The following is a 17,904-nucleotide window of genomic DNA, read 5'->3' on the forward strand; positions in this document are numbered from 1 at the left end:
AGATGAGATGTTTCTCGGTTTTTACTAATTTTAAGAAAATATAAAAAAGGTCATTATCACGATTACGATAATGGCCTTGTCTTTTTATGGACTAGACTTTTTGCCCAGCCTCAAATATTACTATTTACAACATTACTTGACATAGAGCTATAATTGCGAACACGCCGATTATTTAGTTATTTATGCTTTAGGTTTGGGTGGTTCAATACCACGCCACATGTCCGTTTCTAAATCAAAATAGGGTTGGATATCTTGGACTAATTCTAAGACCCCTTCAAATGCGCCTTGTGAATTGCGAACAGCCATATAGGTAACGTGGATAAATTGGTCATCACGTTTAAACCACATTTTAACCTCATCTTGTTGGCCACTGCGTAACACTTCAACGACTTGTTTTACGCGTTCAATTAATTTCGGTGGATGGCAGAGTTCAACATTGCGTCCGATTTGTCCGGGATTACGTTTGAATAACATCTCTTCAAATGGGACATGGTCATTGTAATATTGAAAAATATCTTCTTTATTAACAAAAGTGAGTTCGATCGGTAAATGATTTAAAATTAAATTAGCTTGTTCGACACTGAGATGGCCATTGCCAAATGGAAGCAATTGGTCGCGAGAGATAGTATCCTTTGATTTTTGGTTAGGTTCAAAGGTTATGGTAAAGGTACCGTCTTCTGTTTCGATCGTGCGTGTCGTTGCTTCATTTTGCGACGGAGTGACTCCAGCACTTTGTTGGTGGCGACCTTCTTCATTTTGCTTATGCGTAGCGGCTTCACTTTGTTCAGAGGTAGTAGCTTCACTCTGATTATCATGAGCTTGGTTATAAACGGCTTCTGTTGGCGCAGCATTTTGAATGTCGTTATCAGTGGTATTTTCATCCTTTGCTGTGTCTTGATTTTGAAAGTCTACTCGTTCAGGTTGCCATTTTGCTTCAGGCTTAATAATGGCATAACCATAGGCATCACTTTCAGCCTCAACTTGTAACCAGTCATCTTGACTAAACGTTTCCAGTAAAATCATCAATAAAATAGACTCTTCTTTAAAAATCATTTCTAAAAATTCAGTTTCAAAAATATCAAATTGTTCGATAGTCGTCTCAATTGGAACCGTTGGATAGTGTTGAAAGGATTGATAAGCGCGATCAAATAATTCACGTATTTCATCGTCCACCCCCCACATTACTTTTGGAGGTGCTTCATGACCATATCGCTCCATAATTGGGAAGATAACAGCTTCTTTGCGGTCGTAGTGACGTTTAAATTGACCTAATAATTGGAATTGACGGTCAAGACCTTGTAGCAGGCCATCTTCAACGGCCGTATCACTTTCTTTAATAGCCGTTAATAAACGTTTAACACGAATCAGAGCAGCTCGTAAGGCGACATTTTCTAATTTAAAGGTATGAACCGGGTGTCCGGGCTGCTCAGTATCGCTAATCGCTACTTCATGAATCGCTTCCTTAAATAGATTGGCATGAACATTACAAAGTTTCATCACATCTTCAAAGCCGATGCCATGGTCACCATTCATGAGTTCATGTTCCATTAAGGAAATTTCAATAGCACTGACACCGGTAAAATGCTCATTAAATAATGCTTGAACCGATTCGGGAGATGCTCCGTGATGTAGTTGTAGTAGAATGTCTTTTAATATTTCAATACGTTTAGTCATTGTTATCAGCTCCTTTTATTTCATAGCCATTCCATTGGAGTGTTTGGATGATTAACTGCAACGGAATACGGGCAATGCGAGCACCATTTCGTAAAGTCGTTTTACTAGCTAATGCATTGAACATGAGTGGATTGGCTAATGGTTTAAAACCGAGTTCTATTAAAATATCTTTTACTTCAGGATAATTGGTACAAATATCTTTTACGGTTTGATCTAAATTAATGATATTATTCATGAGCATTTCGTCCTACTTTTCTTTTTATATTAAAATAGATTTCCAATAGTGAATCTACCAGATAAACACCTAAAGCAATCGCACCGGCAATTAATAAAGCTTGAATAAAATAATGTGCCATCACTTCATTATCCCCTTGGATGAAGTGGAAAGCTGTTTGATAAATTGCAGCCCCTGGGACTAAAGTGAAAAAGCTAGGAATATAAAAAATCGTCACCGGTGCTTTAAACCAACGGGCAAAGATTTGTCCAATCGCCGACATCGTCATACAAGCCAGTAAAGTAGCGAGCGGTGCAGATAAAGATTCGAGTAATAGTAAATAAACGGCATAGCCGATGGTACCGCAAAATCCAGTTTTAAATAAAAGCGCTTTTGGTGCTTCAACTAAAATTGATGCCGTAATGGTAATCACATAAGCTGCTATAATTTGAAATAAAAATTGCATTTAACCCATCACTCCTTTTGATAAGAATAAGCCAATCGCAACGCCAATTGCTAAACTAACCGCAATTACAAGCGCATCAGCAATCCGAGCTAAGCCGGAGTTATAGTCGCCTTTTAAGGCATCACGTATACCGTTCATAAAAGCTGTTCCAGGGTATAGAGGCATTAATGCCGAAATAATAATGATGTCACTTGAAACCGGGATTTTACTATACGACACCACTATCGGAATAATAAAAGCGGTGATTGAGGTTGAAAAAATACCATACATAAATTGATTCATACCGGACCAATCGCGACCAATCCGTGAAAAAGCGACAATTAAGCCGGCAATAACGGAAATAAGAGCCTCCATCCAATTGCCACCTAATAAGATAACAAAGGCAATTACCATCAAAATAATTGCCAAATCTTTACTATAGGCAGTGTACTCAGAGTCATCAATAAATTCCAAACGTTCTTTGGCTTGTTCAATAGTGATAGCACCGCTAGCCAGATCTCTAGAAATATTATTGACATGATAAATTTTTCTTAAATGATTGCCACGTTCAGTAATACGACGGACTTGAGTAATCGGCGTAATACGAGGGTCACTATCATCTAAAGTCATATAAAGACCGGTAGTGGTGGATACTACTTCTGTAATATTGGCACCACTTAACTGCAAAATGCGACGCACTGTATCCTCGACACGATAACTTTCGGCATGGCTTTCTAACATGATTCGACCAGCTAGGGCAGCCACATCAGCAAATTTTTTATATTTTGTTTGCATCATGAACCTCCAATGTGACAATAATAAGTACAGTTTCATGTTAACACATTTCATTGTAAAATGTGAGATTTTTTAATCTCACACGCGTCATCTTCATTAAATAGGAAATATTTTAAAGAGAGATAACGCATCTCATGGGATGGTACTCATGATAGAATCTTGGATATTTTAAAATGAGATAGCGCATTTCATAATGTAATGAAGCTTAAATTTTGATATAATAAAATCAATAACCAGGATAGGAGTTATGCTATGAGTAAAAAGAAAAGAAACTTAAAATTAGTAGTCAATAATAAAAATGACAATCATAACGTTCAAAGTCAATTTTTTAAAAAAGAATGGTTATTTCCAAGGGCAAGTAATTATAAAACCCTCCATAGTTATATCGCATACTTAGATCAACATAATAGTCCTAGAAGATTATTACAAATTAATTATTTAGAACAAGCTTTTTCGCATTACTTTGATGATTTAAGTAGTCAGAATCTTCAATTAGTTAAAAAGAAACGCGACTTTCAAGCGGTGATTCAACTCGTATTTTTTGCAGCTTTTGATAATTTTGCAATTGGTCGTTATGAAGTGGCTTTACGCTATTTTCATGTTTTACTGTATAATTTTGATGACTTAGAAGCTGAATTAGATTTTGAATTACCAGAAACATTAACCCCTTATGTAGTCTCAGCAGCTCATCTAGGGTTAGTAGAAGAATTTGACCGCTTTGCGAGTGTGTATCCAATGGTGGATCAGCTGTTAATCTTCCGATTAGCGAAATTATATGCTCATTATATTAATGAAGAATACCTTGAAATGGATGAGGAGCTTAAACAGCTTGACGAATTAAATCCTGATTATATTGATGCCGTTTTATATAATGGTTTAATTGAAAGTCATGTTGAAAGTGAGATGGATATTGATTTTTCGATTTACCCATCATTTGATGATTCATTTTATGATGACGAAGACATAGAAGAATATGGCCCAGCACCATTTCCAACACCGGCTTACGAAGAATTTGTTAATCATCTCATTATTTTGATGCAATTTGGCTTGAAAGGGATGGTTTTAATTGATTATATTCGAACTCGTATTGATCAAGTCATTGAAGGACGCAGCGAAGAAATGTTCAATCGTGTTACCACCCGTTCACTTGAAAAAGATCGTCAAGAGGGGCGGTTTGTTTTAAATGAAGTTGGCACTCGAGAACGCGACTTGTTAAGAAAAGCTGGATTAGTAACATTTGAAGATTTCTTATCGGTAACGGAAGCAGAGGTCTTAGCCATCAAGGGTGTGGGTCCTAAAACAATTGAGATTTTGAAAGCGAATGATGTTGTCTTTAAAGATGAATTAGATGATGAGTAAGTGCTTGATTGGGTCAAGGCGCCAACAATTAGTGTGAGATTGTTTCTGAGTGCTGAAAGACTAAAGTAATCCCAATGCTTAGCGTCAGATGATGAGTACTCAGATACTCGGTTTGAGATGAGACCTATCGGTAAGTCTAAGATGAGTCGTGATGACTAAATGGAACGACTGGGATAGTAATCGTTAGTTTGATATGAAATCAGCACTAACATTTATCAAAAACAAATAATTTAGGTTAAGTAAGGTCATACAAGTGGTTAACAACCTTTACTTAGCCTTTTTCTGATGAAATTAAAGGTTTGACTCAATGTTTCAATGAGCTATAATAATGTTATACTTTGATGATAGGAGGGGTAAAATGTCCAGTGAATTAAATAAAATTCCCATTGTCGTCATTGGCGGGCCAACAGCAGTTGGTAAAACAGCCCTAAGCATCGAAATGGCGAAGGCTTTTAATGGGGAAATTATTAATGGAGATAGTTTACAAGTTTACCGTAAGTTAAATATTGGGACGGGTAAAGTAACTCGCGATGAAATGGAGGGCATACCTCATCATTTACTTGATATTTTAAACCCAGACGAATCATTTGATGCGTCCAAATTTAAAGAACTTGCGACGAAAGCTATCTTGGATATTCATCAACGGGGCAAGTTACCTATCATAGTAGGGGGTACCGGATTATATTTAGAAGGTTTATTATACGGACTTGGTTTTGGTGGCAATAAAAGTGAAGATGATCAAATTCGCAAAGCTTTAGAAAATCAAGCAGCCACCATGTCAGCAAACGACTTTTGGGAATTATTAAACCAAAAAGATCCTGCGGCTGCTCAAAAGATTCCATCGCAAAACACACGACGGATCATCCGTGCACTCGAAGTGATTGCGACGACGGGTAAATTATTTTCTGAGCAAGAGGAGCATCAAGTACAAGCGAAAGTATTTGATTCTTGTTTATTAGTACTGGATATGCCTCGTGAGCAGTTATATGAGCGTATTAACCAACGTGTCGATTTAATGATTGAACAAGGTTTAGAAACAGAAGTTAAACAAATGTACCAACAATTTGATGGAGAATTAGTCAATGGTATGAAGGGGATTGGCTATAAAGAGTGGTGGCCGTATTTCGAAGGCCATCTATCCCAAGAGACAGTCATCAATCAAATCAAGCAAAATTCAAGACGTTATGCAAAGCGTCAGTTGACATGGTTTAGAAATCGACTAAAAGACGCTCATTGGATTGATGCAAGGCAAGGTTGGCCAGCAGCACAACCGCTTATCGCAGCGCATTTAAAAAAGGAAAGGGATACTCAATGATTGAGATAGAACAACGACCTGAGAAGGTCTTAATTTTCGGGGTGCAAACTGAAAATTATAGTGATGAAAAATTTCAGGTGTTGATGAAAGAAATGAAGTCATTAACGGAAACTGCCGGAGGTATTCCGACTGTTGAAATGACGCAAAAACTCCCGAGACTGAATTCTCGTTCAGCCGTTGGCAGTGGTAAATTAAGTGAAATTAAAGATGCCGTTAATAAAGAGGATATTGATTTGGTTATTTCGATGAATGCTTTAACACCCAGCACCAATCGTTATATCGAAGATCAATTAGGTGTCAGAGTTATCGATCGAATTCAATTAATTTTAGATATCTTTGCGATGCGAGCTAAAAGCCGCGAAGGTAAATTACAAGTTGAATTAGCCCAATACGATTATTTATTACCACGACTTCAAGGTCGTCGAGATTATTTATCACGTTTAGGTGGGGGAATCGGAACGCGTGGTCCTGGGGAAACCAAACTTGAAACAGACCGTCGCCATATTCGTACCATGATGTCGCAAATAAAAAAAGAACTAGCTAAATTATCAGATCACCGTGAATTAACACGTTCAAGAAGACGTAGTGGTTCTGAGTTTAATATTGGACTAGTTGGCTATACGAATGCTGGTAAATCAACGATTTTAAGAGAATTGACTGACAGTGATACTTATGTTGAAGATCAATTATTTGCTACGTTAGACCCTTTAACTCGTAAATTAACGATTAATGGTCATGATGGCTTTACTTTGACTGATACCGTTGGCTTTATTGAAGAATTGCCAACTACTTTGATTCAAGCTTTTAAATCAACTTTAGAAGAAATGTGTTATGTTGATTTACTCTTACATGTCGTCGATGCATCCAGTGCTGATCGTATGATGCATGAACAAACCGTTTATAACTTAATCAAAGAATTAGAGATGGATCATTTACCAATTTTGACCGTTTATAATAAAAAAGATAAAATTGAAGGCAATTTTGAACCTACTTTATTCCCCTATGTCACAATTTCAGCTTTAGAAAAGGATGGAGTAGAAGCTCTAAAACAAAAAATCTGGGAAGAAATTGTGCGAACGAGTGAAAAATTTGAAGTAGAAGTGGATCCTCAAGAAGCGGATTTATTAGCATTATATCGTCAGAAAACCTTAATTGAATCCTTGGAATTTGATGAAGAAAATCAAGTATATATTTTAAAAGGTTTTAGACGTAGTGATAAAGAATTAGATAAGGAGCGCTAAAAAAATATGATAACCATGAAAGATATTATTGAAGAAGGACATCCCACATTAAGATCGGTAGCCGAACCAGTGGAATTTCCATTATCAGATGAACTAAGAAAGACAGCTTTAGAAATGCATGAATTTTTGGTCAATAGCCAAAATGAAGAGATTGCTGAAAAATATGATCTTAGACCTGGAGTAGGTTTAGCTGCTCCACAAATTAATGTCAATAAACAAATTTTTGCTGTTCATATTATGGAATATGATGAAGAGGGCAATGAAGTAGGACCCATTTTGAGCGAAATCATCTTTAATCCTAAAGTGATTAGTCATTCAGTTCAACAAGTTGCCTTGAAAGAAGGGGAAGGTTGTTTATCGGTTAATCGTGAAGTTAAAGGTTATGTACCGCGTCCTAAACGTGTGAAATTTACTTACCAAGACATTGACGGCAATGAACATACCTTAAAATTGCGTGATTACGAAGCAATTGTAACGCAACATGAATTAGATCATTTAAAAGGCATCTTCTTTTACGATCATATCAATGAAGAAAATCCATTTGCTCAAGACAATAACTTAGAATTATTATAATTCAGCATTGGATAACGGTTAAATAATAGACAAAAACAAGTAATTGTAATGGATTCCAGCAAATGGTTAACATTTGGGCTCTTTGTCAAATGGTGTGGGTGAACAGAAATGACTCTGTTTACTCACACCAAAAAGTATAGAGCCAATATTTGATGGGAGCTTTTCATAAAGGCTGACAGGGCCTTGTGATATTACAATTGCTTGTTTTTTTATTCTCTTGATTATTGTTTTCGTTTACAACTTGAGTATTTTATCGTAATGGTTGATGAGTATTTTTTATATCCGATTAGTAAAGTTTTGTATTTTAGAAAAATGGATGGTTTTATCGAAAATTCAATAAATGGAAGAGTCTAGGAAAATTACTTCAGTTGTGTACTGCTTCATGAGAATTGATGATGCGACGTTTTTTAGGGAGTGGGCAAAAACTTTTTAAATTCTTTTCAGGCATGTCTATTTAATTCAAAGCGCAGTGGTTGAGTGGCCTCAATCTGCGTCTTAATGTAGCTGAAAATAAACTTGAAAAATCAATCAAGTGTGTGCTCGGTAATTAAAAGCGCAGTGGTTGAGTGGCCTCAATCTGCGTCTTAATGTAGCTGAAAATAAACTTGAAAAATCAATCAAGTGTGTGCTCGGTAATTAAAAGCGCAGTGGTTGAGTGGCCTCAATCTGCGTCTTAATGTAGCTGAAAATAAACTTGAAAAATCAATCAAGTGTGTGCTCGGTAATTAAAAGCGCAGTGGTTGAGTGGCCTCAACCTGCGTCTTAATGTAGCTGAAAATAAACTTGAAAAATCAATCAAGTGTGTGCTCGGTAATTAAAAGCGCAGTGGTTGAGTGGCCTCAATCTGCGTCTTGCGACTTGTTTGAGACCTACCCAACTGTGCGGGGGTGGACAAACGAAACGAAAATCATTCGATTTTCTACTTCTGGTCCACTCCCAACTGTGCGGGGGTAGGCCAACGAAGCGAAAATTATTTAATTTTCTACTTTTTGCCCACTCCCTACTTTTTTATCTAAAAAATAAAAAAACACCTGTTAAGTTGTAATAAACCTAACAGGTGTTTATATTAAGTACGTCACTGGCAGGATTCGAACCTGCGACCGTTCGCTTAGAAGGCGAATGCTCTATCCAGCTGAGCTACAATGACATAATTAATCAACTACTATAGTATACGTTATTTCTTTATTAGGGTCAACCCCTTATTATAAATTAGTAAACAACTAATATGACAAAGGGACATTCGAAATGACTAAAAACTAAAATATGAACTCGTTTTCATAAATAATCAAAAGCAATTAAATCATGATTGAAAAGCTAGTCGAAATCCTTTTGCAAGACTTTTATCATTACGATTTCCAAATAACTTATAATTTATTTCCTTGAAAATAAAATCAATCGATACTGTACACATATCTAAACACACGGTATAATTGCATTTGAATGAAAATAAATAATGGCTCATTTCATTTTAATTATTAATATTATATAAAGAGGGATGCTATGCTTAGACGATTAAGGCGATTGTTATTTTGCTGGATGTTTTCCTTAACATTTTCAGCAGGATTTTTGAATGCCAGTAGTTTTCTGCAATATTCTTATGTGGTAACGCATCATACAGGGACGGTTACACAGATGGGATTAGTTGTGGCTGAAAATAATTGGCCTTTGATAAAATTATATTTCGGGTTAATTATGGCTTATATTTTTGGTGGAGTGATTGCGGGAATGCTTTTTCCAAAAGAAATCTTCACACCTCAAAAACGCTATGGTGGGATTTTAATTATATTAAATGGTGTGTTATTGATATTATTACAAATTTCAGCCCTCCATTCGATATTATTGTATTATTTGAGTTTTATGATCGCATTACAAAATGGGATGTTTTTATCTTATCGGGGCATGATTGTTCGTACTTCTCATGTTTCGGGAACGTTAACGGACATCGGTCTAACCTTTGGACGCTGGTTACGTAGCCAAAACCATCATTATAAGATGAAATTTATCTTTTTAACGGTAAACTTTCTAGCTTTCTTGAGTGGAAGTTTATTAGCTGGCATTTTGAGTACTCTGATTGCATTCAATTTGCTATATGTAAATGTTATGATAAATATTATTTTAGGTATTATATCGTATATTCTATATTATCAATTTAAAGCACTAGATGTAGAACATTTAGGATAGTTAATTCATTAAAAAACCATTAATTATTCGTAGAATTTATGTGAATATAATGAGAGTTGTGCTATACTAGGACTATTCAAAATAAAGGGGAAATGACAATGACTCAATCTTATATAACAAAAGTATATGAAAATCTTACAGCAAAATATCCACATGAAAAAGAATATTTACAAGCAGTAAAAGAATTTTTTCATGCAATTGCACCGGTAGTTGAGGCTCATCCAGAATATGAACAATTAGCAATTTTAGAACGGATCGTAGAACCGGAGCGGATTATTAGTTTTAGAGTCCCATGGGTAGATGACCAAGGTCAAGTACAAGTCAACCGTGGATATCGTGTGCAATTTAGTTCATTAAATGGCCCTTATAAAGGGGGAATTCGTTTCCATCCGACCGTGAATCAAAGTATTTTGAAGTTTTTAGGTTTTGAACAAATTTTCAAAAATATGTTAACCGGTCTGCCAATCGGTGGAGGTAAAGGTGGCGCTGACTTTGATCCCAAAGGTAAATCAGATGTAGAAGTGATGCGTTTTTGTCAATCATTTATGACAGAATTAAGTAAACATGTCGGGCCAGATGTTGACGTTCCTGCTGGAGATATCGGTGTGGGTGGTCGTGAGATTGGTTATTTATTAGGCCAATACAAACGACTACAGGGACCAATGGCAGGCGTATTAACTGGAAAACCCGTTGCTGCTAACGGTTCTAAAGGTCGTACTGAAGCCACCGGCTATGGTTTGGTTTATTTCTTAAATGAGATGTTAAAGGAAGCCGGACAAACGATGACAGGTAAAAAAGTAATGATTTCTGGTTCAGGGAATGTAGCCTTTTTTGCAGCGAAAAAAGTAACTGAATTAGGGGGCATTGTGGTTACAATGAGTGACTCAAACCATGCCATTTTCAATCCTAATGGTATTAATTTAGACGCCGTTGAAGAATTAAAAGTAAAGGGGCGTGAACGTATTAGTCGTTACCAAGAATTTGATGCTGAAGCTGAAATAGTAGAAGGATCTGTTTGGGATTTAGACATCAAAGCGGATATTGCTTTACCTTGTGCAACGCAAAACGAAATCAATCAAGCTCAGGCCGAACGCTTAGTTAAAAATGCGATAAAAATGGTGGCTGAAGGCGCCAATATGCCAAGTGACTCTGATGCGATTGAAGTCTATCGTGAAAACCAAATTCATTATGGACCGGGTAAAGCGGCTAATGCTGGAGGAGTGGCAGTTTCTGCTTTAGAAATGAGTCAAAATTCAATGCGATTAAAATGGACGAGTGAACGAGTCGATCAAGAGTTACAACAAATTATGAAAAATATTTTCGCACAATGTGTTAAGGCACGTGACACATATGATTTAGGTGTTGATTATGGTGCAGCAGCTGACATTGCATCATTTGAACAAGTAGCTGAATTGATGATGATTCATGGCGTTATTTAAGACTTCTCATTATTTTCTTATAAATAGTTAAGCTGATTGAAGCTAACAGTCTCAGTGGGAGTAAGTATTAGAATTGGAAATGAAAGAATTTTCAATTAATGACTACTCTCACTGCTTTTTTTAACTTCGATAAAATGGTATAATGACTTTGATTGAAGAGGAGGAGAAGTTATGAATGCCTATTGGCTTAATTTACCAGTTGAAAGTATTCGTAATACTGGCACCTTTTTTGAAGGTTTAGATATGAGAGTTGATTATTCAACAGAACAACAGACTTGTACAGTCACTTTTCATGATGGTATGAAAATAGTGTTTACCCAAAGAGAACAATTTACAGAAAATACAGGTATCGCATGGAAAGAACCGAGTGAATATGCAGCGGTAATTCATATTATGATGCAAGACGCGACTTCATTACGCAACTTACTTCATATTGCAATGTTAAGTGGAGGAGAAATTTTAAAAGAGCCATTCGAATACGAAGGTCGATTAATGGCTTATTTTGAAGACTATAATGGCTATCATTACGCTATGATTAGTGAGCTTTAATACTTAATCGTTTTTGAAGAGCATTTAAAAATGGATGGTGGGACTTATTCAATGGTTAATTGAGGTTAATTGAGGTCTATTGAGGTCTATTGAGGTTCATTGAGAAGGAAGATATTATGCATCATTCCGACTAAAATTACCATGTTAGTCTGCTTTTGACTTTCTACGACGTGTAGCGGTTTAAGTTATTATCAGAGCCAATCAATCAACAGGTTAGCTTTTAATGAAAGTATTTAGCTAAGTGTAATTTATTGAGGCTTTAAGTATTTAGCTCAGTAAAATTTATTGATGATTCAAGTTTCTAGGAAATTTGAAACTCGCTATCATTGAAAAGAATGTGGTAAACCATAAAGATTGTTCTAAGACAGGGAGAATTCTGTTAATAACGGGTCATCCAATCATTAGAACAATCTTTATATATTTGCACATGATGTCAGGTGTTAGCAAATTTGTTTGATAGTCTTGAAACAGAGCATTCGACTATCTAATCGCTTCATTGATGAAAGACTTTTAAACAATTGAACTTTGCTATTTTTTGTACGATACTAAATGAAATAAGATGGAGGGATTTAAAATGAAAATAGGTTTTATTGGGATTGGAAATATGGGGAGTGCCGTCGCTGTAGGTGTTAGTAAAGCGGTAGATCAACATACCCAATTTTTATTAAGTAATCACAATCAAGAAAAAGCAAATTCCTTAAGTCAGCAAATATCGCAAACAGTGGAAATTCTCGATAATGAAACCATTGCTTCATCTGCTACGATGATTTTTTTAGGATTAAAACCATCCATGATTGTGAATGAGCTTCATCAACTTAGTAAATTAGCAAAACCAGGGACAATCTGGGTATCAATGGCGACCGGTGTGAGTATCGAACAAATGGAGAGTGTCATTTCTGATGAGCAAAAAGTAATTCGCATTATGCCCAATACACCAGTTGCGATTGGTCAAGGAATGACCACCTATATTTTATCGGACCTTATTACTGATGATGAACATCAACTATTTAAACAGTTAATGAGTCAAACAGGGCAGTTAATGAAGATAGCAGAATCGCAAATGAATGCCGCAAGTGCTGTCGCTGGTTGTGGTCCGGCATTTATTTATCAATTGATTGAAGCCTTAGCTGATGGTGGCGTTAGAGCCGGTTTGCCACGAGAGATGGCTCAACGTTTAGCCGCTCAAATGGTACAGGGTTCTGCACAAATGGTTATTGAAACCGGCCAACATCCTGGTGCTTTAAAAGATGCAGTGACTTCACCAGGAGGAAGTACGATTGCAGGGGTTGCTTCGCTAGAGCAAAATGGCTTTCGTCATGCCGCGATGGAGGCAGTGTATCAATCGTTTTTAAAAACAAAAAGCATGTCCCAATCAAAGTAAAGTTGATTAAGAGTGATTTTATAAAGTGAATCATTCCAACAGATTTTCAGCATTCTTTAATAGATTTAAATATTTGGACAGAATGGTTTGCATTCATGCTCTATTTTCGCTATATTAACATTAATATAGAAAATTTTACATTTTAATGAAAAGTTAGAATATACCTTTCATGAAAATATGTAGTGTGATACAATTACAGTTATAAATTATTGACAGAATAGATAGGCGGAGGTATTGAATGGCACAACAAAGAGGACTACTCATAATTTTATCAGGACCATCAGGGGTAGGGAAAGGAACAGTTCGAGCAGCAATTTTTAAAGATAATAAATTTAATTATGTTTATTCAGTCTCGGCAACCACCCGTCCAAGTAGACCTGGTGAAGTAGATGGTGTCGATTATTATTTTGTTTCAAAAGAGCAGTTTAAACAATATATTGAAGAAGATGCATTATTAGAGTATGCTGAATATGTAGGCAATTATTATGGGACACCAATCCAAAAAATTGAAGAAAACTTAGCAGCTGGTAATGATGTGTTTTTAGAAATTGAAGTTCAAGGTGCGCTAAAAGTACGTGAGCGCATGCCCGAGGGGATTTTTATTTTTCTTGCTCCGCCAAGTTTAGATGAATTAAAATCACGGATTACTGGACGTGGCACTGACCGTGAAGATGTCATTTTAGAAAGAATGCAAATGGCTAAAGAAGAAATTGATATGATGCAACATTATGATTATGTTGTCGTCAATGATACGGTAGAACATGCCGTTGATAAAGTGAATGCGATTATTCAAAGTGAACATTTAAAAGTAGAGCGCATAGTGGATCGTATTCGTGCTGATATTAAAAATTATTTTCAACAAGAAGGAGAACGATAATTATGATGTTATACCCATCCATTGATAAATTGATTAAAAAAGTGCCGTCTAAATATGGTTTAATTATTTTAGCGAGCAAGCGCGCACATGATATGCGTAATAACAATGATTATATTTTAGAAGAATATCAATCAGAAAAACCTGTTGGTAAAGCTTTAGAAGAAGTCATCGAAGGTGTATTAAAACCTGAGGAGTAATGAAATACTTTAAATTATAAAACCCGTTAACCTATTGAAAAGGTTGGCGGGCTTTTGTTTTGAAAAAGCGAAAATGTTGATATGAATAGTATGTGATTAGCTTTTTAAGAAAGGTGTCAAAAGGACGACCGTGAAGTGATGCTTAATACAGGGGACATTGAAAAGTTGAGTGAAACGTCCATTAATATATTGGAGGAAAATCGAAAAGTTGAGTGAAACGTCCATCAATATATGGAGGGACATTGAAAAATAGAGAGCAGCATCTATCGATATTATAGTTGTCATTCTAAATGCGAGTGAAAGAGATACCAACACCTACTTTTCATCTAAAATATACCTATCATGATCTAACCAGTTTTGCGCATTTAAAAATTGAGTAAATGGAGTATTAAAATATCTTATCAAATCTAACATGATCGGCGACCAGTCATGGGGAATAATAAAAAAACTCTTGAGTGAAATACTCAAGAGTCATAAGCATTTATAATTATTATTCAGGAATGATGTTAACTGGTAAGTCGTCAGGGAATCCATAATACCATTCAACGGTGTCGCCTTCAGAAAGTGTTTGTGAGACAACACCAAATTCTGCGTACTCACCATTTAATAAGTAAACCCAAGTTTTACCTGTTTCATAGTCATTTTCAATACCATCGATAACATCAATGATTCCTTCATCTTCATTGAAGTTGAATTCTAACTCTTCAATGGAACTCATGGCATCGATAACAGAACCTTCTACAGCATCTTTAGCTACGAATTTAGCTGTTTCTTCACCATCTACATATAATGTGAATTTAACGTCAGTTGCAGCGACATCAGCATCTTCTGTTTCGTCGCCTTCTTGAGTTTCTTCACCTTCAACGGTTGTTTCGCCTTCTTGAGTTTCTTCACCTTCAGCTGTTGTTTCACCTTCTTCAGTTGATTCATCAGCAACGGTTGTAGTATCATTTGGTGTGCTTACTTGTGAACCAGTCGTTTCAGCAACGGTTGTTGCTTCTGGTGCAGCTGTTGTTGTTTGTTCAGCTGGTTTGTTTTGGTTACCACATGCCACAAGCATTAATGTTAAAATCGGTAGAGATAATAATTTTACATATTTCTTCATGGTCAACGACCTCCTATAGTTTGTCTTTGTTATTATTAAATTTATCAAGAAATGCTAGTAAAGTCAAATTATTCGCAATATTATCATAGTTTAAATATAATAAAATTAATTAAGTTTGAGAGGTAGAAGCATGCATTTTTATATTGATTCAATTGAAGAGACACAAGCGTTAGCGTCTAAGATGGCTCAATGGTTAAAGCCAGGAATGGTTATTTTATTAGATGGACCACTCGGTAGTGGCAAAACCACTTTTACCCAAAAGGTTGGTAAGGAGCTAGGCGTGAAAAGAGCCATTAAAAGTCCAACTTACACGATTGTCAAAGAATATCCCTTACCTGAATTTAAATTGATTCATATTGATGCCTATCGTTTAGAAGAAGGGGGCGCGGATACGATTGATTTTGATAGTTATCTGAATGAACCGTCCATCATTTTTATTGAATGGTCAGAATATTTAGACGACTATTTACCATTAAATCGTCTTCGTATTAAATTTGTTCCCCAAACAGATCCTAATCAAAGAGAAATAATTTTAACAGTTGAAGGAGAGTCAACCGTGCAATATCAAGAGCTGTTAGAAAAAATGGAGGAGATTTAATTGACAGAGGAGTTAGAAATCGATGTTAGGGTGGCGAAACCACAAGATGCCCGGGCAATTTTAGGTTTATGTGAACAAGTCGGTAGTGAAACTCCCTATTTAACTTTCGGTGAAGAAGGTTTGAACCTGACGGTTCAAGAAGAAGTGGCCATCATCAATAATTATAACAAGGCACAAAACAGTATTTTATTAGTGAGTGAGGTCGATGATCAAATTATTGGGATGTCGAATATTACGCAATTTAATGCCGCTAAGCAACGTCATATTGCTGAGATTGGCATTTGTTTAGTGGAAGAATATTGGGGTTACGGTATTGCTTCGATGATGATGGAAATGATGATTGAATTTGCAGAAAATTCAGATTTGAAAGTCATTACTCTCGAAGTGGCCCAAAGAAATGAAGCCGCAATTAAGTTATACGAAAAATTCGGTTTCGAGATAGTGGGAAATTTGCGTAAACGATTAAAAGTAGAGGGTTGTTATTTAGATTCTTTTGTAATGGAAAAAGTACTCGATTAAGTAAAAAGATTATGTTAAAATAAGACGTATTGAAAAGCGAAGGAATGAAATGAATGACATTATCAAACTTAATGGATTTAAATTTATCTATGAAAATAGAATTTGATGAGCCATTATCTAAATATACATATACTAAAACAGGTGGTCCTGCTGATGCAGTTGCTTTTCCTGAAACGAAAGAAGATTTAAAAACTTTAATCAATTGGGTAAAGGACAACCAAATTCCCTTAACCATCTTAGGAAATGCTAGTAATTTAATTGTTCGTGACGGTGGAATTCGTGGACTCGTTATTATTTTGACGGCGATGAAAGAAATGTCGATTAATGGCAATGAAGTTTATGCGCAAAGCGGCGTACCACTCATTGAGGTCAGTCGCAAAGCAGGCGCTAGTAATTTAACAGGTCTAGAATTTGCTTGTGGTATCCCTGGAAGCATCGGCGGTGCTGTTTATATGAATGCAGGGGCTTATGGTGGTGAAGTGGTCGATGTCATTGAGTCTGTTGATATTTTAACGCGTGAGGGTGAATTTAAAACCATTCAATGTAAAGAGTGTGAATTCAGTTACCGACACAGTGTTTTCCAAACAAATGAGGATATTGTAATCGGGGTTAAATTTGTACTAGCTCAAGGTGATAGAGAGGCGATTCATGCTAAAATGGCTGAATTAACCCACTTACGAGAAAGTAAGCAACCGTTGGAATATCCATCTTGCGGCAGTGTTTTTAAACGTCCAACTGGTTATTTTACCGGTAAATTAATTCAAGAAGCAGGGCTACAAGGCTACCGTATTGGTGGTGCTGAAGTCTCTAAAAAACATGCAGGTTTCATTGTTAATATTGACAATGCCACCGCAACAGATTATGTGCGCTTAATTGAATATATTCAAGAAGTCATTTGGCGTAACAATCAAGTGCGTCTTGAACCAGAAGTGCGTATCATAGGAGAAGCGGTTGAAAAAATAGTTCAATAATCGTTTGAGACGATAAGTAGGTGTAGTTCATTAGTAACTTTGACTTGCTTATCGTTTTTTTAGTTTCGGCAGGTTAAGTTAGTTTGATAACGTGTGAGAATTGCTTTTAACGAATCAGCTAGTAATTTTTACAACACTTAACCTAGGAGTATTGCTTTCAATTAATCCTTTATGATGTTTGGTTGCAATTGATAACGAGTAAGTATTTCTTCAAGTCAAAACCCATCAAAAAACTTTCAAAATATCGAGCACACTGGCTGCATTTATTGATAGACGTATTTTATGACTGTTTTCCTTTTTTAGTCAAATAGAGAGAAAATCATCATAACTTAATTATTAAATTTTTCTTAAGAAACAATAGTCCCATTATATTATATAAATATGAAGGAAACTTTCATATATCAAAAAATGGAAACGCTTTTTATTATTTAGATGAGAATGAAGCAAGTTCTTTACTTAAATTTTTGGTAA

General features: G+C 35.9%; 18 protein-coding genes and 1 tRNA gene. 13 read left to right on the forward strand and 6 right to left on the reverse strand.

Going from position 1 to position 17,904, the window contains the following annotated elements; translation table 11 throughout:
* Window positions 1-180: 180 nt before the first annotated feature.
* The 4 genes from CYJ72_RS10490 to CYJ72_RS10505 are packed head-to-tail and all read right to left on the reverse strand — an operon-like array spanning window position 181 to window position 3,128.
* Window positions 181-1,674 carry a DUF438 domain-containing protein gene (locus CYJ72_RS10490; protein WP_284629784.1) on the reverse strand — a complete coding sequence of 498 codons (1,494 nt, stop codon included), beginning with the start codon at window positions 1,672-1,674 and terminating at the stop codon, window positions 181-183.
* On the reverse strand, window positions 1,667-1,909 hold the full coding sequence (locus CYJ72_RS10495; protein ID WP_284629785.1) for a DUF1858 domain-containing protein: 243 nt from the start codon (window positions 1,907-1,909) through the stop codon (window positions 1,667-1,669). The genes CYJ72_RS10490 and CYJ72_RS10495 overlap by 8 nt, the downstream gene beginning before the upstream one ends.
* Window positions 1,902-2,354 carry a threonine/serine exporter family protein gene (locus CYJ72_RS10500; protein WP_066126571.1) on the reverse strand — a complete coding sequence of 151 codons (453 nt, stop codon included), beginning with the start codon at window positions 2,352-2,354 and terminating at the stop codon, window positions 1,902-1,904. The genes CYJ72_RS10495 and CYJ72_RS10500 overlap by 8 nt, the downstream gene beginning before the upstream one ends.
* Window positions 2,355-3,128: a threonine/serine exporter family protein gene (locus CYJ72_RS10505; protein ID WP_284629786.1), complete on the reverse strand. Its 774-nt coding sequence runs from the start codon at window positions 3,126-3,128 to the stop codon at window positions 2,355-2,357.
* A gap of 252 nt (window positions 3,129-3,380) precedes the next feature.
* On the opposite strand from CYJ72_RS10505, the gene CYJ72_RS10510 reads away from it, so the two are divergent.
* From CYJ72_RS10510 to def, 4 genes are all read left to right on the forward strand, one after another.
* Window positions 3,381-4,487, forward strand: a complete 1,107-nt coding sequence (locus CYJ72_RS10510) for a helix-hairpin-helix domain-containing protein (protein ID WP_066126566.1) — start codon at window positions 3,381-3,383, stop codon at window positions 4,485-4,487.
* A 358-nt stretch (window positions 4,488-4,845) separates the two neighbouring features.
* Window positions 4,846-5,802, forward strand: coding sequence for a tRNA (adenosine(37)-N6)-dimethylallyltransferase MiaA (gene miaA, locus CYJ72_RS10515; RefSeq protein ID WP_284629787.1), 957 nt, complete (start codon window positions 4,846-4,848; stop codon window positions 5,800-5,802).
* The gene (gene hflX, locus CYJ72_RS10520; RefSeq protein WP_284629788.1) at window positions 5,799-7,043 is read left to right on the forward strand and encodes a GTPase HflX; all 1,245 of its coding nucleotides are present in this window, start codon (window positions 5,799-5,801) and stop codon (window positions 7,041-7,043) included. Before miaA ends, hflX begins: the two co-directional genes overlap by 4 nt.
* Window positions 7,044-7,049: 6 nt before the next feature.
* On the forward strand, window positions 7,050-7,616 hold the full coding sequence (def, locus tag CYJ72_RS10525) for a peptide deformylase (RefSeq protein ID WP_284629789.1): 567 nt from the start codon (window positions 7,050-7,052) through the stop codon (window positions 7,614-7,616).
* A gap of 1,073 nt (window positions 7,617-8,689) precedes the next feature.
* On the opposite strand, the gene CYJ72_RS10530 is transcribed toward def, so the two are convergent.
* Window positions 8,690-8,763, reverse strand: a tRNA-Arg gene (locus CYJ72_RS10530).
* A 353-nt stretch (window positions 8,764-9,116) separates the two neighbouring features.
* Between CYJ72_RS10530 and CYJ72_RS10535 the strand changes: the two genes are divergently transcribed.
* From CYJ72_RS10535 to rpoZ, 6 genes are all read left to right on the forward strand, one after another.
* The gene (locus CYJ72_RS10535; RefSeq protein ID WP_284629790.1) at window positions 9,117-9,797 is read left to right on the forward strand and encodes a YoaK family protein; all 681 of its coding nucleotides are present in this window, start codon (window positions 9,117-9,119) and stop codon (window positions 9,795-9,797) included.
* 92 nt (window positions 9,798-9,889) lie between these two features.
* The gene (gene gdhA / locus CYJ72_RS10540) at window positions 9,890-11,236 is read left to right on the forward strand and encodes an NADP-specific glutamate dehydrogenase (RefSeq protein WP_284629791.1); all 1,347 of its coding nucleotides are present in this window, start codon (window positions 9,890-9,892) and stop codon (window positions 11,234-11,236) included.
* A 171-nt stretch (window positions 11,237-11,407) separates the two neighbouring features.
* On the forward strand, window positions 11,408-11,785 hold the full coding sequence (locus CYJ72_RS10545) for a hypothetical protein (RefSeq protein WP_284629792.1): 378 nt from the start codon (window positions 11,408-11,410) through the stop codon (window positions 11,783-11,785).
* A gap of 574 nt (window positions 11,786-12,359) precedes the next feature.
* Window positions 12,360-13,166 carry a pyrroline-5-carboxylate reductase gene (gene proC, locus CYJ72_RS10550; RefSeq protein ID WP_284629793.1) on the forward strand — a complete coding sequence of 269 codons (807 nt, stop codon included), beginning with the start codon at window positions 12,360-12,362 and terminating at the stop codon, window positions 13,164-13,166.
* A gap of 238 nt (window positions 13,167-13,404) precedes the next feature.
* Window positions 13,405-14,043, forward strand: a complete 639-nt coding sequence (gene gmk, locus CYJ72_RS10555) for a guanylate kinase (protein ID WP_066125559.1) — start codon at window positions 13,405-13,407, stop codon at window positions 14,041-14,043.
* 2 nt (window positions 14,044-14,045) lie between these two features.
* A complete protein-coding gene (gene rpoZ / locus CYJ72_RS10560; RefSeq protein ID WP_066125561.1) occupies window positions 14,046-14,240 on the forward strand; it encodes a DNA-directed RNA polymerase subunit omega in 195 nt (64 codons plus the stop codon).
* Between the two features lie 490 nt (window positions 14,241-14,730).
* On the opposite strand, the gene CYJ72_RS10565 is transcribed toward rpoZ, so the two are convergent.
* Window positions 14,731-15,345, reverse strand: coding sequence for a DUF4430 domain-containing protein (locus CYJ72_RS10565; protein ID WP_066125563.1), 615 nt, complete (start codon window positions 15,343-15,345; stop codon window positions 14,731-14,733).
* A gap of 130 nt (window positions 15,346-15,475) precedes the next feature.
* Between CYJ72_RS10565 and tsaE the strand changes: the two genes are divergently transcribed.
* Genes tsaE through murB form a run of 3 tightly spaced genes read left to right on the forward strand, consistent with a single transcriptional unit; the run spans window position 15,476 to window position 17,433 of the window.
* Complete coding sequence (gene tsaE, locus CYJ72_RS10570) at window positions 15,476-15,943, forward strand: tRNA (adenosine(37)-N6)-threonylcarbamoyltransferase complex ATPase subunit type 1 TsaE (RefSeq protein WP_066125565.1); 468 nt, start codon at window positions 15,476-15,478, stop codon at window positions 15,941-15,943.
* A complete protein-coding gene (locus CYJ72_RS10575; protein ID WP_284629794.1) occupies window positions 15,944-16,462 on the forward strand; it encodes a GNAT family N-acetyltransferase in 519 nt (172 codons plus the stop codon). It abuts the gene before it with no gap.
* A gap of 53 nt (window positions 16,463-16,515) precedes the next feature.
* A complete protein-coding gene (gene murB, locus CYJ72_RS10580) occupies window positions 16,516-17,433 on the forward strand; it encodes a UDP-N-acetylmuramate dehydrogenase (protein WP_066125569.1) in 918 nt (305 codons plus the stop codon).
* Window positions 17,434-17,904 lie beyond the last annotated feature (471 nt).

The organism is Globicatella sanguinis (assembly GCF_002847845.2).
In the GTDB taxonomy this organism is placed as follows: Bacteria; Bacillota; Bacilli; order Lactobacillales; family Aerococcaceae; genus Globicatella; species Globicatella sanguinis.